The 16,442-nt window shown below is 69.9% G+C and carries 15 protein-coding genes; 7 read left to right on the top strand and 8 right to left on the bottom strand.

Features of this window, described 5'->3' with window-relative positions; genetic code table 11:
• Window positions 1-7 precede the first annotated feature (7 nt).
• From opcA to tkt, 4 genes are read right to left on the bottom strand one after another with little or no spacing between them, the layout of a single operon-like run.
• Complete coding sequence (gene opcA / locus ACIBK5_RS16870) at window positions 8-1,150, bottom strand: glucose-6-phosphate dehydrogenase assembly protein OpcA (RefSeq protein ID WP_399020313.1); 1,143 nt, start codon at window positions 1,148-1,150, stop codon at window positions 8-10.
• Complete coding sequence (zwf, locus tag ACIBK5_RS16865; protein WP_193480698.1) at window positions 1,147-2,670, bottom strand: glucose-6-phosphate dehydrogenase; 1,524 nt, start codon at window positions 2,668-2,670, stop codon at window positions 1,147-1,149. The genes opcA and zwf overlap by 4 nt, the downstream gene beginning before the upstream one ends.
• Window positions 2,671-2,674: 4 nt before the next feature.
• A complete protein-coding gene (tal, locus tag ACIBK5_RS16860; protein ID WP_399020311.1) occupies window positions 2,675-3,793 on the bottom strand; it encodes a transaldolase in 1,119 nt (372 codons plus the stop codon).
• 34 nt (window positions 3,794-3,827) lie between these two features.
• Complete coding sequence (gene tkt / locus ACIBK5_RS16855; RefSeq protein ID WP_399020309.1) at window positions 3,828-5,915, bottom strand: transketolase; 2,088 nt, start codon at window positions 5,913-5,915, stop codon at window positions 3,828-3,830.
• A gap of 384 nt (window positions 5,916-6,299) precedes the next feature.
• Here tkt and ACIBK5_RS16850 point away from each other — a divergent pair, with 384 nt between their 5' ends.
• From ACIBK5_RS16850 to ACIBK5_RS16840, 3 genes are all read left to right on the top strand, one after another.
• Window positions 6,300-7,217 carry a heme o synthase gene (locus ACIBK5_RS16850; protein ID WP_382498742.1) on the top strand — a complete coding sequence of 306 codons (918 nt, stop codon included), beginning with the start codon at window positions 6,300-6,302 and terminating at the stop codon, window positions 7,215-7,217.
• A gap of 58 nt (window positions 7,218-7,275) precedes the next feature.
• Complete coding sequence (locus tag ACIBK5_RS16845) at window positions 7,276-7,608, top strand: hypothetical protein (RefSeq protein WP_399020307.1); 333 nt, start codon at window positions 7,276-7,278, stop codon at window positions 7,606-7,608.
• A gap of 162 nt (window positions 7,609-7,770) precedes the next feature.
• On the top strand, window positions 7,771-8,877 hold the full coding sequence (locus tag ACIBK5_RS16840; RefSeq protein ID WP_399020305.1) for an amidohydrolase family protein: 1,107 nt from the start codon (window positions 7,771-7,773) through the stop codon (window positions 8,875-8,877).
• Between the two features lie 75 nt (window positions 8,878-8,952).
• Here ACIBK5_RS16840 and ACIBK5_RS16835 read toward each other — a convergent pair whose 3' ends face one another.
• The 4 genes from ACIBK5_RS16835 to ACIBK5_RS16820 are packed head-to-tail and all read right to left on the bottom strand — an operon-like array spanning window position 8,953 to window position 12,540.
• Complete coding sequence (locus tag ACIBK5_RS16835) at window positions 8,953-10,002, bottom strand: heme A synthase (RefSeq protein WP_399020303.1); 1,050 nt, start codon at window positions 10,000-10,002, stop codon at window positions 8,953-8,955.
• 3 nt (window positions 10,003-10,005) lie between these two features.
• Window positions 10,006-10,722 carry an ABC transporter permease gene (locus ACIBK5_RS16830; RefSeq protein ID WP_399020813.1) on the bottom strand — a complete coding sequence of 239 codons (717 nt, stop codon included), beginning with the start codon at window positions 10,720-10,722 and terminating at the stop codon, window positions 10,006-10,008.
• Between the two features lie 50 nt (window positions 10,723-10,772).
• Window positions 10,773-11,696 carry an ABC transporter ATP-binding protein gene (locus tag ACIBK5_RS16825; protein WP_399020301.1) on the bottom strand — a complete coding sequence of 308 codons (924 nt, stop codon included), beginning with the start codon at window positions 11,694-11,696 and terminating at the stop codon, window positions 10,773-10,775.
• Window positions 11,697-11,727: 31 nt separating this feature from the next.
• Window positions 11,728-12,540 carry an aminoglycoside N(3)-acetyltransferase gene (locus tag ACIBK5_RS16820; protein WP_399020299.1) on the bottom strand — a complete coding sequence of 271 codons (813 nt, stop codon included), beginning with the start codon at window positions 12,538-12,540 and terminating at the stop codon, window positions 11,728-11,730.
• A 161-nt stretch (window positions 12,541-12,701) separates the two neighbouring features.
• Between ACIBK5_RS16820 and ACIBK5_RS16815 the strand changes: the two genes are divergently transcribed.
• The 4 genes from ACIBK5_RS16815 to ACIBK5_RS16800 are packed head-to-tail and all read left to right on the top strand — an operon-like array spanning window position 12,702 to window position 16,436.
• Window positions 12,702-13,454, top strand: coding sequence for a helix-turn-helix transcriptional regulator (locus ACIBK5_RS16815; RefSeq protein ID WP_399020297.1), 753 nt, complete (start codon window positions 12,702-12,704; stop codon window positions 13,452-13,454).
• Window positions 13,451-14,872, top strand: a complete 1,422-nt coding sequence (gene sufB / locus ACIBK5_RS16810; RefSeq protein ID WP_399020296.1) for a Fe-S cluster assembly protein SufB — start codon at window positions 13,451-13,453, stop codon at window positions 14,870-14,872. Before ACIBK5_RS16815 ends, sufB begins: the two co-directional genes overlap by 4 nt.
• Window positions 14,873-14,931: 59 nt before the next feature.
• The gene (sufD, locus tag ACIBK5_RS16805; protein WP_399020294.1) at window positions 14,932-16,116 is read left to right on the top strand and encodes a Fe-S cluster assembly protein SufD; all 1,185 of its coding nucleotides are present in this window, start codon (window positions 14,932-14,934) and stop codon (window positions 16,114-16,116) included.
• A complete protein-coding gene (locus ACIBK5_RS16800) occupies window positions 16,113-16,436 on the top strand; it encodes a non-heme iron oxygenase ferredoxin subunit (protein ID WP_189731059.1) in 324 nt (107 codons plus the stop codon). The genes sufD and ACIBK5_RS16800 overlap by 4 nt, the downstream gene beginning before the upstream one ends.
• Window positions 16,437-16,442: the final 6 nt, after the last annotated feature.

Raw genomic sequence — 16,442 nt, 5'->3', positions numbered from 1 at the left:
GTACCCCTCACTTGCTCGTAGCCTTCCGTACCGGCTCCAGCGCGGGCGGCTCCTGCTTCACCGGTTCCTGCGCCGTCGCTTCCGCAGCGGGTGCTTTCGCAGCCCTTTCGACGGGAGCGGGGAGGGCGAGGCGGCCTCGCCCGTCACTTTTGGGCTCTCCGCTCTCTCCTTTGGCCGGCGATGCCACCGACTCCTCGGAGACCCGAGGGGCCGGAGCCGCCCAGGAGGACTTCAGCCGGTCCACCCCGTACCGCAGGGCCGACGCGTACGTGTCGTCCGGGTCAAGCCGCCGCAGCTCCTCCGCTATCAGCTCGGCCGTGTCCCGGCGCTTGAGCGCCACTCCGCGGTCCGGCTGGCCGTCGATGGAGAGCGTGGCCAGGGAGCCGTCCGCGCGGTCCAGCTTGATCGGGCCGCAGTTGGTGTCCAGGCGGACCGCCGTCAGACCGGGCCCGCCGGACAGCGACCGCTTCACGGGGACGTCCAGCCGGTCCGCGAGCCACATCGCCAGCAGCTCACAGCTCGGGTTGAACTCCTCGCCCTCCACCTCCACGGCCCTGACCTCGCAGGTGACCTGGTCGAGGGCCGCCGCCAGCATGGAGCGCCAGGGCGTGATGCGGGTCCAGGACAGGTCCGTGTCGCCGGGGGTGTAGGTCCCCGACCGGGTCGCCAGGTCCCGTACCGGCTGCTCGGAGGCGTAGGTGTCGGTGACACGGCGCTGGCCGAGGGCACCCAGCGGGTCCTTCGCCGGGTCGAGCGGCGCGTTCACCGGCCACCACACCACCACCGGGGCGTCCGGCAGCAGCAGCGGCAGCACGACCGACTGGGCGTGCTCGGCCACCTCGCCGTACAGGCGGAGCACCACCGTCTCGCCCGAGCCGGCGTCCGCGCCGAGGCGGACCTCCGCGTCCAGGCGGGACTGCGTACGGTCGCGGGGCGAGCGGGAGACGCGCTTGATGACCACGAGCGTGCGCGAGGGATGCTCGTGCGAGGCGTCGTTGGCCGCCTTCAGCGCGTCGTAGGCGTTCTCCTCGTCCGTCACGATGACCAGCGTGAGCACCATGCCGACCGCCGGGGTGCCGATCGCCCGGCGGCCCTGCACCAGCGCCTTGTTGATCTTGCTGGCGGTGGTGTCCGTCAGGTCTGTCTTCATGGCCGGCGCCAGCTCCGTCCGTGTCGCTCGAGCATTTCGTCCGCCTCGACGGGCCCCCAGGTACCGGCCGGGTACTGGGCGGGCTTGCCGTTCCTGTCCCAGTACTCCTCGATCGGGTCGAGGATCTTCCAGGACAGCTCGACCTCCTCGGTACGCGGGAAGAGGTTCGAGTCACCGAGAAGGACGTCCAGGATGAGACGCTCGTACGCCTCCGGGCTGGACTCCGTGAAGGACTCGCCGTACGCGAAGTCCATCGACACGTCCCGGATCTCCATCGACGTGCCGGGGACCTTGGAGCCGAACCGGACCGTCACGCCCTCGTCCGGCTGGACGCGGATGACGATCGCGTTGGAGCCCAGCTCCTCGGTGGCCGTCGTGTCGAAGGGGGAGTGCGGGGCCCGCTGGAAGACGACCGCGATCTCCGTCACCCGGCGGCCGAGGCGCTTGCCGGTGCGCAGATAGAAGGGGACACCCGCCCAGCGGCGGTTGTCGATCTCCAGCTTGATCGCCGCGTAGGTGTCGGTCTTCGACGAGGCGTTGATGCCGTCCTCGTCCAGATAACCCGTCACCTTCTCGCCGCCCTGCCAGCCGGCCGAGTACTGGCCGCGCACGGTGTCCCGGCCCATGTCCTTCGGCAGCCTCACGGCGCCGAGCACCTTGGTCTTCTCGGCGGCCAGCGCGTCCGCGTCGAACGAGGCCGGCTCCTCCATGGCGGTGAGCGCCAGCAGCTGGAGCAGGTGGTTCTGGATGACGTCACGGGCGGCGCCGATGCCGTCGTAGTACCCGGCCCGGCCGCCGATGCCGATGTCCTCGGCCATGGTGATCTGCACATGGTCCACGAGGGACCGGTTCCAGATCGGCTCGAACATGGTGTTGGCGAAGCGCAGCGCCAGGATGTTCTGGACGGTCTCCTTGCCGAGGTAGTGGTCGATCCGGAAGACCTGCTCCGGGGCGAACACCTCGTGGACGACCTTGTTGAGCTCCTCGGCCGACTTCAGGTCGTGGCCGAAGGGCTTCTCGATGACCGCGCGCCGCCAGGAGCCGCCCTGCTGGTCGGCCAGCTGGTGCTTCTTCAGCTGCTGGATGACCACCGGGAAGGACTTCGGCGGCACGGAGAGGTAGAAGGCGAAGTTGCCGCCCGTGCCCTGGGCCTTGTCCAGCTCCTCGATCGTGGAGCGCAGCCGCTCGAACGCGTCGTCGTCGTCGAACGTGCCCTGCACGAAGCGCATGCCCTGGATGAGCTGCTGCCAGACCTCCTCGCGGAAGGGCGTGCGGGCATGCTCCTTGACCGCGTCATGGACCTCCTGTGCGAAGTCCTCGTGCGCCCACTCACGGCGCGCGAACCCCACCAGCGAGAAGCCCGGCGGCAGCAGACCCCGGTTGGCGAGGTCGTACACGGCGGGCATGAGCTTCTTGCGGGACAGGTCGCCCGTGACGCCGAAGATGACCAGGCCCGACGGCCCCGCGATACGCGGGAGCCGTCGGTCCGCGGGGTCACGCAGCGGATTGCTGCTCGACACCTGTTCAGCCCTCCGAGGGGGCGAGGCGCTTGAGCTCGGCCTCGGTCGACTTCAGCAGGTCGGTCCAGGACGCCTCGAACTTGTCGACGCCCTCGTCCTCCAGCAGCTGGACCACGTCGTCGTACTTGATCCCGAGCTGCTCGACCGCGTCGAGGTCGGCGCGGGCCTGCTCGTATGTGCCGGCGAGGGTGTTGCCGGTGATCTCACCGTGCTCCTCGGTGGCGTACAGCGTCGCCTCCGGCATGGTGTTCACCGTGTTCGGAGCGACCAGCTCGTCGACGTACAGGGTGGACTTGTACGCCTTGTCCTTGACACCGGTGGAGGCCCACAGCGGACGCTGCTTGTTGGCGCCCGCACGCTCCAGCGCGCTCCAGCGGTCGCCCGAGAAGACCTCCTCGTACGCCTGGTAGGCGAGCCGGGCGTTGGCGATGGCGGACTTGCCGCGCAGCGCCTTGGCCTCGGGGGTGCCCAGGGCGTCGATGCGCTTGTCGATCTCGGTGTCGACGCGCGAGACGAAGAAGGACGCCACCGAGTGGATCTTGGACAGGTCCAGGCCCTTGGCCTTGGCCTTCTCCAGACCGGTCAGGTAGGCGTCCATCACCTCGCGGTAGCGCTCCAGCGAGAAGATCAGCGTGACGTTGACGCTGATGCCGTTGCCGATCGTCTCGGTGATGCCCGGCAGACCCGCCTTCGTGGCCGGGATCTTGATCAGCGTGTTGGGGCGGTCCACCAGCCAGGCCAGCTGCCGGGCCTCGGCGACCGTCGCCTTGGTGTTGTGCGCGAGGCGCGGGTCGACCTCGATCGACACCCGGCCGTCCTGGCCGCCGGTGGCGTCGAAGACCGGGCGCAGGATGTCGGCGGCGTCGCGGACGTCCGCCGTGGTGATCATGCGGATGGCCTCTTCGACGGTGACCTTGCGGGCGGCGAGGTCCGACAACTGCTGGTCGTAGCCGTCACCCTCGGAGATCGCCTTCTGGAAGATCGTCGGGTTGGTGGTGACGCCCACGACGTGCTGCTGGTCGATCAGCTCGGCGAGGTTGCCGGACGTGATCCGCTTGCGCGACAGGTCGTCCAGCCAGATCGCGACGCCTTCCTCGGAGAGGCGCTTGAGTGCGTCTGTCATGGAAATTCCATCTCCTACGTGTCGTATATGAGCGTCAGCGCTGAGCTGCGGCGATCGATTCCCGCGCGGCGGCGGCCACGTTCTCGGCAGTGAAGCCGAACTCGCGGAAAAGGACCTTGCCGTCGGCCGAAGCACCGAAGTGCTCCAGGGAAACGATGCGGCCGGCGTCCCCGACGTACTTGTGCCAGGTCAGTCCGATACCGGCCTCGACCGCCACGCGCGCCTTCACGGCGGGCGGCAGGACGCTGTCCCGGTACCCCTGGTCCTGCTGCTCGAACCACTCCACCGACGGCATGGACACCACGCGCGTGGGCACGCCGGAGCCCTGGAGCTGCTCGCGCGCCTCGACAGCGACGTGCACCTCCGAGCCGGTGGCGATGAGGACGACCTCGGGCTCGCCGCCCTCGGCCTCGAACAGGACGTAACCGCCCTTGGCGGCATCCTCGTTGGGCTCGTACGTCGGCACGCCCTGACGCGTCAGCGCCAGACCGTGCGGCTGGCCCTTGCCGAACTCCTTCGTCCAGCGCTTGAGGATCTCGCGCCAGGCGATCGCGGTCTCGTTGGCGTCCGCCGGGCGCACCAGGTTCAGACCCGGGATCGCCCGCAGCGACGCCAGGTGCTCGATCGGCTGGTGCGTCGGGCCGTCCTCGCCCAGGCCGATGGAGTCGTGCGTCCACACGTACGTCACCGGAAGGTGCATCAGCGCCGACAGCCGCACCGCGTTGCGCATGTAGTCGGAGAAGACCAGGAACGTGCCGCCGTAGATCCGGGTGTTGCCGTGCAGCGCGATGCCGTTCATCTCGGCGGCCATCGCGTGCTCACGGATACCGAAGTGGATCGTGCGGCCGTACGGGTCCGCCTCGGACAGTGGGTTGTCCGCCGGGAGGAACGACGACGTCTTGTCGATCGTCGTGTTGTTCGACCCGGCCAGGTCGGCCGAGCCGCCCCACAGCTCGGGGACGACCGCGCCGAGCGCCTGGAGGACCTTGCCGGAGGCGGCACGCGTGGCCACGCCCTTGCCGACCTCGAAGACCGGGATCTTCTCCTCCCAGCCGGTCGGCAGCTCGCCCTTGGCGATCCGGTCGTACTCGGCGGCGCGCTCGGGGTTGTTGTCCCGCCACTGCTGGTACGCCTTCTCCCACACGGCCCGGGCCGCCTGGCCCCGCTCCAGCGCCCTGCGGGTGTGGGTGATGACCTCGTCGGAGACCTCGAAGCTCTGCTCCGGGTCGAAGCCCAGCACGCGCTTGGTCGCGGCCACCTCGTCGTCACCCAGCGCCGAGCCGTGCGCGGCCTCGGTGTTCTGGGCGTTCGGGGCGGGCCAGGCGATGATCGAGCGCATCGCGATGAACGACGGCCGGTCGGTGACGGCCTTGGCCGCCTCGATCGCGTCGTGGAGCGCGTGCGGGTCCAGGTCGCCGTCCGGCTTGGGCGCCACCCGCTGCACGTGCCAGCCGTACGCCTCGTACCGCTTCACCGTGTCCTCGGACACGGCCGTCTCGGTGTCGCCCTCGATCGAGATGTGGTTGTCGTCCCACAGCAGGACCAGGTTGCCCAGCTTCTGGTGGCCGGCCATCGAGGACGCCTCGGCGGAGATGCCCTCCTGGAGGCAGCCGTCGCCCGCGATGCAGTAGACGAAGTGGTCGAAGGGGGACTCGCCCTCGGCGGCCTCCGGGTCGAACAGACCGCGCTCGTAGCGGGCGGCCATCGCCATGCCCACCGCGTTCGCGACACCCTGTCCGAGCGGGCCGGTCGTCGTCTCCACACCGGTCGTGTGCCCGTACTCGGGGTGGCCGGGGGTCTTCGAACCCCAGGTGCGGAAGGACTTCAGGTCGTCCAGCTCCAGGCCGAAACCGGCCAGGTACAGCTGGGTGTAGAGGGTCAGGGACGAGTGCCCGGCGGACAGCACGAAGCGGTCCCGCCCGACCCAGTCGGCGTCCGCCGGGTCGTGTCGCATCACCTTCTGGAAGAGGGTGTAGGCGGCAGGCGCCAGGCTCATCGCCGTACCCGGATGGCCGTTACCGACCTTCTGTACGGCATCGGCGGCCAGGACACGCGCGGTGTCGACGGACCGCTGGTCCAACTCGGTCCACTCGAGGTCTGTTGTGGTCGGCTTGGTGCTCACCCTGGGTCAGGGCTCCTCTCCACATGATCGGATGCCGGTGTATCGGGGCGCCCACCGGCCGCAGTCGAGCCTACCCCCGTGGGACGTGCGTTTTTTCGAGTCACTCCAGAGTGCCGGGGCTCATCCCGATCCGCCTCCTGACTGGGCCGTACCGCATTCGGCAAGTGAATACGGAGCCGCTCATCCGGGTGCTCAATCGAGCTTGGACGCGCCCGTCGGAACCCTCCCCTCAACACGACCCGACCCCCGCGAATGTCCGACTCTGGGCAACGTCTAAAGTGGCGTGGTACGCGCGAGCCTTTACCGGGACTTCACACGGCTGAGGCTTGCTGGGATGTCTCTGTAGGGGTGTGCGTGACGGCCGTTGAATCCCGTCCAGCGGGGATGACCGGGACGGACCAGAGCCCGGCCCACCGGCCGCTCGGGGCCCGTGTCATGGCGTTCGTGGCTCTCACCAAGCCGCGGATCATCGAGCTGCTGCTGATCACCACGGTTCCGGTGATGTTCCTGGCGCAGCAGGGTGTGCCCGACCTGACGCTGGTGCTGCTGACCTGTGTCGGCGGTTACCTGTCGGCGGGCGGCGCCAACGCGCTCAACATGTACATCGACCGCGACATCGACGCGCTGATGGACCGCACCTCGCAGCGCCCGCTGGTCACCGGCATGGTCAGTCCGCGCGAGTGCCTGGCCTTCGGCATCACCCTGGCCGTCGTCTCGACGCTGCTGTTCGGCCTCGCGGTCAACTGGCTCTCGGCCTGGCTCTCCCTCGGCGCGCTCCTCTTCTACGTCGTCGTCTACACGATGATCCTCAAGCGCCGTACCTCCCAGAACATCGTCTGGGGCGGCATCGCCGGCTGTCTGCCCGTGCTGATCGGCTGGTCCTCGGTCACGAACTCCATGTCGTGGGCGCCGATCATCCTGTTCCTCGTCATGTTCTTCTGGACGCCGCCGCACTACTGGCCGCTGTCGATGAAGGTGAAGGAGGACTACGCGCGCGTGGGCGTGCCGATGCTGCCGGTGGTCGCCTCCAACAAGGTGGTCGCCAAGCAGATCGTGATCTACAGCTGGGTCATGGTCGCCGTCTCGCTCCTGCTGACCCCGCTCGGCTACACGGGCTGGTTCTACACGGCGGTCGCCCTGCTGGCCGGAGGCTTCTGGTTGTGGGAGGCACACGGCCTGCAGAACCGGGCCAAGGCCGAGGTGACGGGCGCCAAGCTCAAGGAGATGCGCCTCTTCCACTGGTCGATCACCTATGTGTCGATCCTGTTCGTGGCCGTCGCGGTCGACCCGTTCCTGCGCTGACGTACGTCACAGGGCCCTCCCCTCGCCAGTCGATCTACTCGTGAGTAGCATCCTGACCATGGCAGACACGCAGCAGGTTGACCCGAAGGCCGAGCGCAAGGTCGCCCGGCTCGCCAAGCAGATCAGCACCTTCTCCAAGACCCACGGCGGCGCCGAGGGCCAGGTCGCCTACCTCGGCGAACGCGGCGCCCGCATCGTCCTCGTCGGCGAGGACGGGGACTGGGGCGACCTGGTGGCCCCCTCGTTCGAGATCGCCGAGCAGGCGGTGGAGAAGTCGGGCATCACCCGCCACGAGTCCTTCGACGGCGAATTCGCGGCCAAGGTCAAGACGGGCCCCTACGAGTGGTCCCGCATGGCGGGCATCCAGGTGGGCGGCCCGAAGAACGGCTGATTAGCCGCCCTTTTCGTTTGGGGGCGCGGGGAACTGCGCGAGCAACCACAACGGCCCCGCACCCGCCATCACCCGTCACCTCCCACCGCGGGACCGCGACCTCAAACCCGGTTCACCCGTTAGGACCCTTGAAAGCAACAGGGTCCACACCGGGAGGCCCGGATGATCGAAACGCCCTCACTGGTGGACCAGTACTGCCACGGAGTACTCCGCACAGAGCTGGGCCTCGGCACCTTCGAGGCCCACCTCTCCCGCACCGAGGGCCCACCCGCCCCCGGCACCACCCTCTTCGACACCCAGACCGGCTTCGCGGTACGGCGCTGGTGCCCGCCCCTGCTCGGCCTTGAACCCCACTGCGCCCCTGCCCGCTACCTGGCCCGCCGCCGCGAACTCGGCGTCCTGGAGTCCGGCCGCCGCCTCCTGCGCGGCAGCGGCATCACGACGTACCTCGTCGACACCGGCCTCCCCGGCGACCTCACCGAACCCCGCGAGCTGGCCTCCGCCGGCGCCGCCGAGGCCCATGAGATCGTGCGCCTGGAACTGCTCGCCGAGCAGGTCGCCGACACCTCGGGAACCGTCGAGTCCTTCCTCGCCAACCTCGCCGAGTCCGTGCACGCCGCCGCCGCGAACGCCGTCGCCTTCACCTCGGTCGCGGGCGTCCGGCACGGCCTCGCGCTGGCGCCCGAGCCGCCCGGGCCGGGAGAGGTGCGGGGAGCCGTCGGCCGCTGGCTAGCGGGGCGTGGTGTCGGCGGGGAGCTGAGCGACCCCGTCCTGCTGCGGCATCTGCTGTGGAGCGCCGTCGCCTCGGGCCTGCCGCTCCAGCTGCACGCGGGGCTCGGGGCGCCGGGCCTGCGCATCGACCGTACGGATCCGGTGCTGCTGACGGACTTCGTGCGGGCCACGGCCGGGCTCGGCACGGACCTCGTCCTGCTGCACGGCTACCCGTACCACCGGAACGCCGCCCATCTGGCCGGCGTCTTCCCGCACGTCCACGTCGACTGCGGTGCCGCCCTGGTCCGCACCGGCGCCCGGGCCGCCACCGTTCTCGCGGAGATCCTGGAGCTGGCTCCGTTCGGAAAGATCCTCTTCTCCAGCGGTGCCCAGGGGCTGCCCGAACTGCATGTGGTGGCCGCCCGGCTGTTCCGCGAGGCGCTGGGCAGGGTGCTCGGCACCTGGGTCGCCGAGGGCGCGTGGTCACTGGCCGACGCGCAGCGGGTGGCGGGGATGCTGGCGTCGGGGAACGCGCGCAGGGTGTACGGGCTCGGCTAGGCCTCGGTCACCCGACTAGGCCGTGGCCCCCCCCGACTATGCCCTCGGCCCTCCGACTAGGCCTTGGCCACTCGGCTAGGCCTTGGTCAGGGTGGCCTCGGCGGCCGGACCGGGCAGGTCCACGGCCTCCTCCGGCCGCTCGCGCAGCGACAGCGCCACCCGCAGCACCCAGATCCACATCACGGCCGAGCCGAACATGTGCAGGCCGACCAGGACCTCGGGCAGGTCCGTGAAGTACTGGACGTATCCGATGACGCCCTGCGCGAGCAGGATCAGGAACAGTTCGCGGGTGCGCTTCAGCGGATCCTTGGGCGCGTCGACCGCCTTGAGGACGAACCACAGGGCGAACGTCAGCGTCACCACGATCCACGCCAGCACGGCGTGCAGCTTGCTCACCGTCTCCCAGTCGACCGGCATCCGCTCGACCTCGCTGGAGTCGCCCGCGTGCGGGCCCGCGCCGGTGACCACCGTGCCGACCAGGATGAGCAGGACGGCCGCCGCCGTCAGGAACCACACCAGCTGCCGCACGGCCTTGCCGACCAGCGGGCGCGGTGCGGTGTCGCCCTCACGGGTGCGCTGCCACATCACCGTGGCCACCGCGATGAGCGCGGACGTCGCCACGAAATGGGCCGCGACCGTGTACGGGTTGAGACCCACCAGCACCACGATGCCGCCGAGCACCGCGTTGCTCATCACGATCCAGAACTGCGCCCAGCCCAGCCGGACCAGGCCCCGCCGGTACGGCTTCTGCGAGCGCGCGGCGATGATCGCCCAGCCGACGGCCGCGCACAGCACGTACGTCAGCATGCGGTTGCCGAACTCGATGACGCCGTGGACGCCCATCTCGCTGGTGGCGGTGAGCGAGGTCTCGGTGCACTTGGGCCAGGTCGGGCAGCCAAGGCCCGAGCCGGTCAGCCGCACGGCACCGCCGGTGACCACGATGAGCACCGACATCAGGACGGCGGACATGGCGGCCCGCTGGACGGTCCGGGGTTCCGGGGTCCAGCGTGCGGCGATGAAGGCGAGCGGGTTGCGCAGGGCGGCCTTGGCGTCGGCGCGGGTCACTTTTGGCACGCGACCCATCGTAGGGCGCCGCTTGTGCACGCTTTCACGAGGGTCCCTCATGGCCTACTCCCAGCGGAAGAACCGTCCGGCCGCGGCCAGCCCCGCCACGGCCCAGACCGCCAGGATCCCCAGGTCGGCCCAGGGCATCCCGGCCCCGTGCTGGAGCACGTCCCGCAGCCCCTCGGACAGGGCCGAGATGGGCAGCAGGCCCAGTACGTCCTGCGCGGCGGAGGGGAACTTGTCCAGCGGGACGACGACCCCGCCGCCGACGAGCAGCAGCAGGAACACCAGGTTGGCGGCGGCCAGGGTCGCCTCGGCCTTCAGCGTCCCGGCCATCAGCAGGCCGAGCCCCGAGAAGGCCGCCGTACCGAGCACCAGGAGCAGCAGGACGGCGAACGGGCTGCCCTGCGGCGACCAGCCGAGCGCGAAGGCGATCACCGTCAGCAGGATCACCTGGAGCACCTCGGTGACCAGCACGGACACCGTCTTCGCGGTCATCAGCCCCCAGCGCGGCAGGGGCGAGGAGGCGAGCCGCTTCAGCACGCCGTAGCGACGCTCGAAGCCGGTCGCGATCGCCTGGCCGGTGAACGCCGTCGACATCACCGCGAGCGCGAGAATGCCGGGGGCGAGGAAGTCGACGGTCTTCCCCTCGCCCGTGTCGACGATGTCCACGGTGCTGAAGAGGACGAGCAGCAGGGTCGGGATCACGACCGTCAGCAGCAGCTGCTCGCCGTTGCGCAGCAGCATCTTCGTCTCGAGCGCGGCCTGGGCCGCGATCATGCGGGGCAGGGGCGCGGCCCCCGGCTTCGGCGCATAGGTGCCGGTGGCGGTCACGAACGCAGCTCCTTACCCGTGAGCTCCAAGAAGACGTCCTCCAGAGAGTGCCGCTCCACCGAGATCTTCTCCGGCATCACGCCGTGCTGGGCGCACCAGGAGGTGACCGTCGCGAGCAGCTGCGGGTCGATCTTGCCGATGACCCGGTAGGAACCCGGCGTCAGCTCGGCGGCCGAGGAGTCGGCGGGCAGGGCCTTGAGCAGCGAGCCCACGTCCAGGCCGGGACGGCCGGTGAAGCGGAGCGTGTTCTCGGCGCCGCCCTTGCACAGCTCCTCCGGGGAGCCCTGCGCGATGACCCGGCCCGCGTCGATGATCGCCACGTCGTCCGCGAGCTGCTCGGCCTCGTCCATGTAGTGGGTGGTGAGGATCACCGAGACGCCGTCGGCGCGCAGGTCCCGGACCAGGTCCCAGGTCGCGCGGCGGGCCTGCGGGTCGAGACCGGCGGTCGGCTCGTCCAGGAACACCAGCTCGGGGCGCCCGACCACGGCCATCGCCAGCGCGAGCCGCTGCTGCTGCCCGCCGGACAGCCTCCGGTACGTCGTACGCCCGCAGGAGCCGAGCCCGAGACGCTCGATGAGCGCGTCCACGTCCAGCGGATGAGCGTGCAGCCTGGCGACGTGGCGGAGCATCTCGTCGGCCCTGGAGCCCGAGTACACGCCGCCGGACTGGAGCATCACGCCGATGCGGGGCCGCAGCCGCCCGGACTGCCTCACCGGGTCGAGGCCCAGGACGCGCACCGTGCCGGCGTCCGGCTTCCGGTACCCCTCGCAGGTCTCGACCGTGGTCGTCTTGCCCGCCCCGTTGGGGCCGAGCACGGCGGTCACACCCTCCCGGGCCACCAGGTCGAGCCCGTCCACCGCGGTCTTCGGGCCGTACCGCTTCACCAGGGCCTGGACCTGGAGCACGGGCTCACTTCGCATGGGTCCAGAGTCTAGGTAGGCGCGCGGGGGCTCAGACCGGGGGGTGCGGGAACTCCTCCTCACGCGGCCGGTGCAGCGCCAGCCACCGTTCGGCGTAGGCCACCGCGTCCGCCACCGGGAACAGCCGGGCCTCGGCCGCCCCCACCTTCCCGCGTACGACGGGACGGTCCCGTTCGAAGTCGTAGCCCAGCTCGTCGAAGCGGTCCGAGCTGATCGACACCTCGGTGACGGTCTCCCAGCCTCGCGGACCGGGCCGGCCCACGGCGACGCGCGGGGACGGTATCCGGTACTCGGCGAGGTGGAAGCTGGTGCAGGAGGCGTAGCCGGCACCGAGCAGCAGGACCCGGGCGCCCGTCGCCTCCAGCTTCGCGAGCGGGCTGCGCTCGCCGAGCCTGCAGTCGGGTGCGTGTCCCTCGGTCAGCTCCGCCGCGCGTGGCCCGACCGCCGCGAACGAGGTCTGCGGATGGGCGCTGCGCAGGGCACCGGGCCAGGTCCGTACGGTCTCCGGGACGACGCCGACCCCGCGGCTGGGCGTGATCCGGGGATCGTAGGCGGGCATCGTGGCCCGGATGGCCGCCCACCATTCCGGGGGAACGGGCGGATCGCGCCACAGGACCGGGTCGGAGAGCGCGCCCGTCTGCGTGGGGACCACCAGGGTGCCCTCCGGGCCGAGCGCGTCGAGCAGTCCCCGCACCACCGCGACGGCGCCGCCGTTGACCCAGCCGAGGGAGCTGAGCGAGGAGTGCACGAGGAGGGTCTCGCCGGGCCGTACGCCCAGTTCGCCCAACTGCGTCCGCAGTGTGTCCCGGGTGACAAGAGGGCCGGTCGGAGGGGGTGTGGACATGGTTCGCGAGTGTCCCCGAAGGTGCTGCGGGATGCCAGCGGTTTGATCGATCAAAGATCGTTTCCGCAGGTCAGGTTAGCTTTACCTAAGTGACGCAAGGCACCGTCGGACGGGCCGGACGCGGCTTGCCCGGTCCTGAAGAATTACGCAACAATGGCGTTGTGAAAAACGTCGGCGAGGCTCGGGAGGCCCCCGTGGGTGCCCCACAGGAGGAGCTCGCGACCGGTGAGCGGTCCACCCGCAACCGCGTCGCGCGGTCCATCCTGGACCACGGCCCGTCGACCGTCGCCGAGCTCGCCGAGCGGCTGCGCCTCACCCAGGCGGCCGTGCGCCGGCACCTCGACGCCCTCGCGAGCGACGGTGTCGTGGAAGCGCGCGAGCAGCGGGTCTACGGCGCGCGCACCCGCGGCCGCCCCGCCAAGGCGTTCGCCCTGACGGACTGCGGCCGGGACGCCTTCGACCAGTCGTACGACAAGCTCGCGGCGGACGCGCTGCGCTGGATCGCCGACCGCGAGGGCGGCAACGAGGCGATCGCCGCCTTCGCCCGCGCCAGGATCGCCGCGCAGGCGAGCGCGTACCGCGAAGCGGTGGAGGCCGCGCCGTCCGAGAAGCGGACCGAAGCGCTGGCCAAGGCCCTGAGCGTGGACGGGTACGCTGCTACGGCACGCAGCGCGCCCCACCCGCAGAAGGGTGAACAGCTCTGCCAGCACCACTGCCCGGTCGCCCACGTCGCCGAGCAGTTCCCCCAGTTGTGCGAGGCGGAGACGGAATTTTTCGCCGAGCTGCTCGGTACGCATGTACAGCGGCTCGCCACCATCGCGCACGGCGACGGCGTCTGCACGACGTTCATCCCCAAGATTTCCCACACCACTGATAACGCATCTGCAAGCACGGCCGGGAGGAACCCCGCATGACTCTCCCCACGGAGACTGCCCACCCTGAGCTCGAGGGTCTGGGCAAGTACGAATACGGCTGGGCCGACTCCGACACGGCCGGCGCCTCTGCCAAGCGCGGCATCAACGAGGACGTCGTCCGCGACATCTCCGACAAGAAGAACGAGCCGGAGTGGATGACCAAGCTCCGCCTCAAGGGCCTGCGCCTCTTCGAGAAGAAGCCCATGCCGAACTGGGGCTCGGACCTGTCGGGCATCGACTTCGACAACATCAAGTACTTCGTGCGCTCCACGGAGAAGCAGGCTGAGTCCTGGGAGGACCTGCCCGAGGACATCAAGAACACGTACGACAAGCTCGGCATCCCCGAGGCGGAGAAGCAGCGCCTCGTCGCCGGTGTCGCCGCCCAGTACGAGTCCGAGGTCGTCTACCACCAGATCCGCGAGGACCTGGAGGAGCAGGGCGTCATCTTCCTGGACACCGACACGGCCCTGAAGGAGCACCCGGAGCTCTTCAAGGAGTACTTCGGGACCGTCATCCCCGTCGGCGACAACAAGTTCGCCTCGCTGAACTCCGCCGTGTGGTCGGGCGGCTCCTTCATCTACGTGCCGCCGGGCGTCCACGTGGAGATCCCGCTCCAGGCCTACTTCCGTATCAACACGGAGAACATGGGCCAGTTCGAGCGCACCCTGATCATCGTCGACGAGGGTGCCTACGTGCACTACGTCGAGGGCTGCACCGCTCCGATCTACAAGTCGGACTCGCTGCACTCCGCGGTCGTCGAGATCATCGTCAAGAAGAACGCCCGCTGCCGCTACACGACCATCCAGAACTGGTCGAACAACGTCTACAACCTGGTCACCAAGCGTGCCGTCGCCTACGAGGGCGCGACCATGGAGTGGGTCGACGGCAACATCGGCTCCAAGGTGACGATGAAGTACCCGGCCGTCTACCTGATGGGCGAGCACGCCAAGGGCGAGACCCTGTCCATCGCCTTCGCCGGCGAGGGGCAGCACCAGGACGCGGGCGCCAAGATGGTCCACATGGCGCCGAACACCTCGTCCAACATCGTCTCGAAGTCCGTCGCGCGCGGCGGTGGCCGCACCTCCTACCGCGGTCTCATCGAGATCGGCGAGGGCGCCCCGGGCTCGAAGTCGAACGTGCTCTGTGACGCGCTGCTGGTCGACACGATCTCCCGCTCGGACACCTACCCCTACGTGGACGTCCGCGAGGACGACGTGTCCATGGGCCACGAGGCGACCGTCTCCAAGGTCTCCGAGGACCAGCTCTTCTACCTGATGAGCCGCGGTCTGTCGGAGGACGAGGCCATGGCGATGATCGTGCGCGGCTTCGTCGAGCCCATCGCCAAGGAGCTCCCCATGGAGTACGCGCTGGAGCTCAACCGGCTGATCGAGCTGCAGATGGAAGGCGCGGTCGGCTGACCCGGGCCGCCGTCACCATCAAGCCCCTTACGTAACGGAAAGCGAGCACTACGACAGCCATGGCTGAGGCCCAGAACATCCCGGTGGGCGCCACCACCACCGGCTCGATCGCGGTGGCGGCCGAGTCGACCGTCGCCACGCGCATGAGCGCGCCCCCCTCCTTCGACGTCGCGGACTTCCCCGTCCCGCACGGCCGGGAGGAGGAGTGGCGGTTCACCCCGCTGGAGCGCCTGCGCGGCCTGCACGACGGCACCGCCGTCGCGAACGGCAACGGCGTGAAGGTCGACGTGCAGGCCCCCGAGGGCGTCACCGTCGAGGCCGTCGGCCGCGACGACGCCCGGCTCCGCAAGGCGGGCACGCCCGTGGACCGCGTCGCCGCCCAGGCCTACTCGGCGTTCGAGAAGGCCTCGGTCGTGAGCGTCCCGAAGGAGACCGTCCTCACCGAGCCGATCCGCATCGCGGTGCACGGCGAGGGCGGGACCGCCTTCGGCCACCAGGTGATCGAACTGGGCGCCTTCGCCGAGGCCGTCGTGGTCATCGACCACACCGGTGACGCGGTGCTCGCCGCCAACGTCGACTACCTCCTGGGCGACGGCGCCAAGCTGACCGTCGTCTCCGTCCAGGACTGGGACGAGAAGGCGGTCCACGTCGCCCAGCACAACGCCCTCGTCGGCCGCGACGCCTCCTTCAAGTCGGTCGTCGTCACCTTCGGCGGCGACGTCGTCCGGCTGCACCCGCGCGTGCGGTACGCCGGCCCCGGCGGCGAGGCCGAGCTGTTCGGCCTGTACTTCACCGACCAGGGCCAGCACCAGGAGCACCGTCTCCTGGTCGACCACAACGTCCCGCACTGCAAGTCCAACGTCGTCTACAAGGGCGCGCTCCAGGGCGAGGAAGCGCACGCGGTGTGGATCGGCGACGTGCTCATCGAGGCCAAGGCCGAGGGCACCGACACGTACGAGATGAACCGCAACCTGGTCCTCACGGACGGGGCGCGCGTGGACTCCGTACCCAACCTCGAGATCGAGACCGGCGAGATCGTCGGCGCCGGCCACGCCTCGGCGACCGGCCGCTTCGACGACGAGCAGCTCTTCTACCTCATGGCCCGCGGCATCCCGGAGCACGAGGCCCGTCGTCTCGTGGTCCGCGGCTTCTTCGCCGAGCTGGTCCAGCAGATCGGCCTCCCGGACATCGAGGAGCGCCTGATCGCCAAGATCGAGGAAGAGCTGGAGGCGTCGGTGGCATGAGCCTCGCATTCGTACGCGTCTGTGGCCTGAGCGAGCTGGAGGACGACACCCCGAAGCGGGTGGAACTCGACGGCACGCCCATGTCCATCGTGCAGACCGAGGGCGAGGTGTTCGCGGTGTACGACATCTGCTCGCACGCGAACGTCTCCCTCTCGGAGGGCGAGGTCGACGACTGCCACATCGAGTGCTGGCTGCACGGCTCGCGCTTCGACCTCCGTTCCGGCAAGCCCGACGCCCTTCCGGCGACGCGCCCCGTCCCCGTATACCCCGTAAAGATCGAAGGGGACGACGTGCTCGTCTCCCTCACCCAGGAGTCCTGAGGCACC

Origin of the sequence: Streptomyces sp. NPDC050546 (assembly GCF_044457425.1) — a bacterium.
Classification (GTDB): Bacteria; Actinomycetota; Actinomycetes; order Streptomycetales; family Streptomycetaceae; genus Streptomyces.
Note: the sequence above shows the minus strand (reverse complement) of the source record. Positions and strands in the feature narration are given on the sequence as shown.

What these genes read in the sequence shown, in the direction of transcription:
- ACIBK5_RS16830 (WP_399020813.1), bottom strand. Translation starts at nt 10,722, where the DNA reads ATGATCGCGGCCCAGGCCGCGCTCGAGACGAAGATGCTGCTGCGCAAC.
- ACIBK5_RS16850 (WP_382498742.1), top strand. Translation starts at nt 6,300, where the DNA reads ATGACCGGGACGGACCAGAGCCCGGCCCACCGGCCGCTCGGGGCCCGT.
- ACIBK5_RS16840 (WP_399020305.1), top strand. Translation starts at nt 7,771, where the DNA reads ATGATCGAAACGCCCTCACTGGTGGACCAGTACTGCCACGGAGTACTC.
- sufD (WP_399020294.1), top strand. Translation starts at nt 14,932, where the DNA reads ATGGCTGAGGCCCAGAACATCCCGGTGGGCGCCACCACCACCGGCTCG.
- tal (WP_399020311.1), bottom strand. Translation starts at nt 3,793, where the DNA reads ATGACAGACGCACTCAAGCGCCTCTCCGAGGAAGGCGTCGCGATCTGG.
- ACIBK5_RS16800 (WP_189731059.1), top strand. Translation starts at nt 16,113, where the DNA reads ATGAGCCTCGCATTCGTACGCGTCTGTGGCCTGAGCGAGCTGGAGGAC.
- ACIBK5_RS16825 (WP_399020301.1), bottom strand. Translation starts at nt 11,696, where the DNA reads ATGCGAAGTGAGCCCGTGCTCCAGGTCCAGGCCCTGGTGAAGCGGTAC.
- ACIBK5_RS16835 (WP_399020303.1), bottom strand. Translation starts at nt 10,002, where the DNA reads ATGAGGGACCCTCGTGAAAGCGTGCACAAGCGGCGCCCTACGATGGGT.
- ACIBK5_RS16845 (WP_399020307.1), top strand. Translation starts at nt 7,276, where the DNA reads ATGGCAGACACGCAGCAGGTTGACCCGAAGGCCGAGCGCAAGGTCGCC.
- sufB (WP_399020296.1), top strand. Translation starts at nt 13,451, where the DNA reads ATGACTCTCCCCACGGAGACTGCCCACCCTGAGCTCGAGGGTCTGGGC.
- ACIBK5_RS16820 (WP_399020299.1), bottom strand. Translation starts at nt 12,540, where the DNA reads ATGTCCACACCCCCTCCGACCGGCCCTCTTGTCACCCGGGACACACTG.
- opcA (WP_399020313.1), bottom strand. Translation starts at nt 1,150, where the DNA reads ATGAAGACAGACCTGACGGACACCACCGCCAGCAAGATCAACAAGGCG.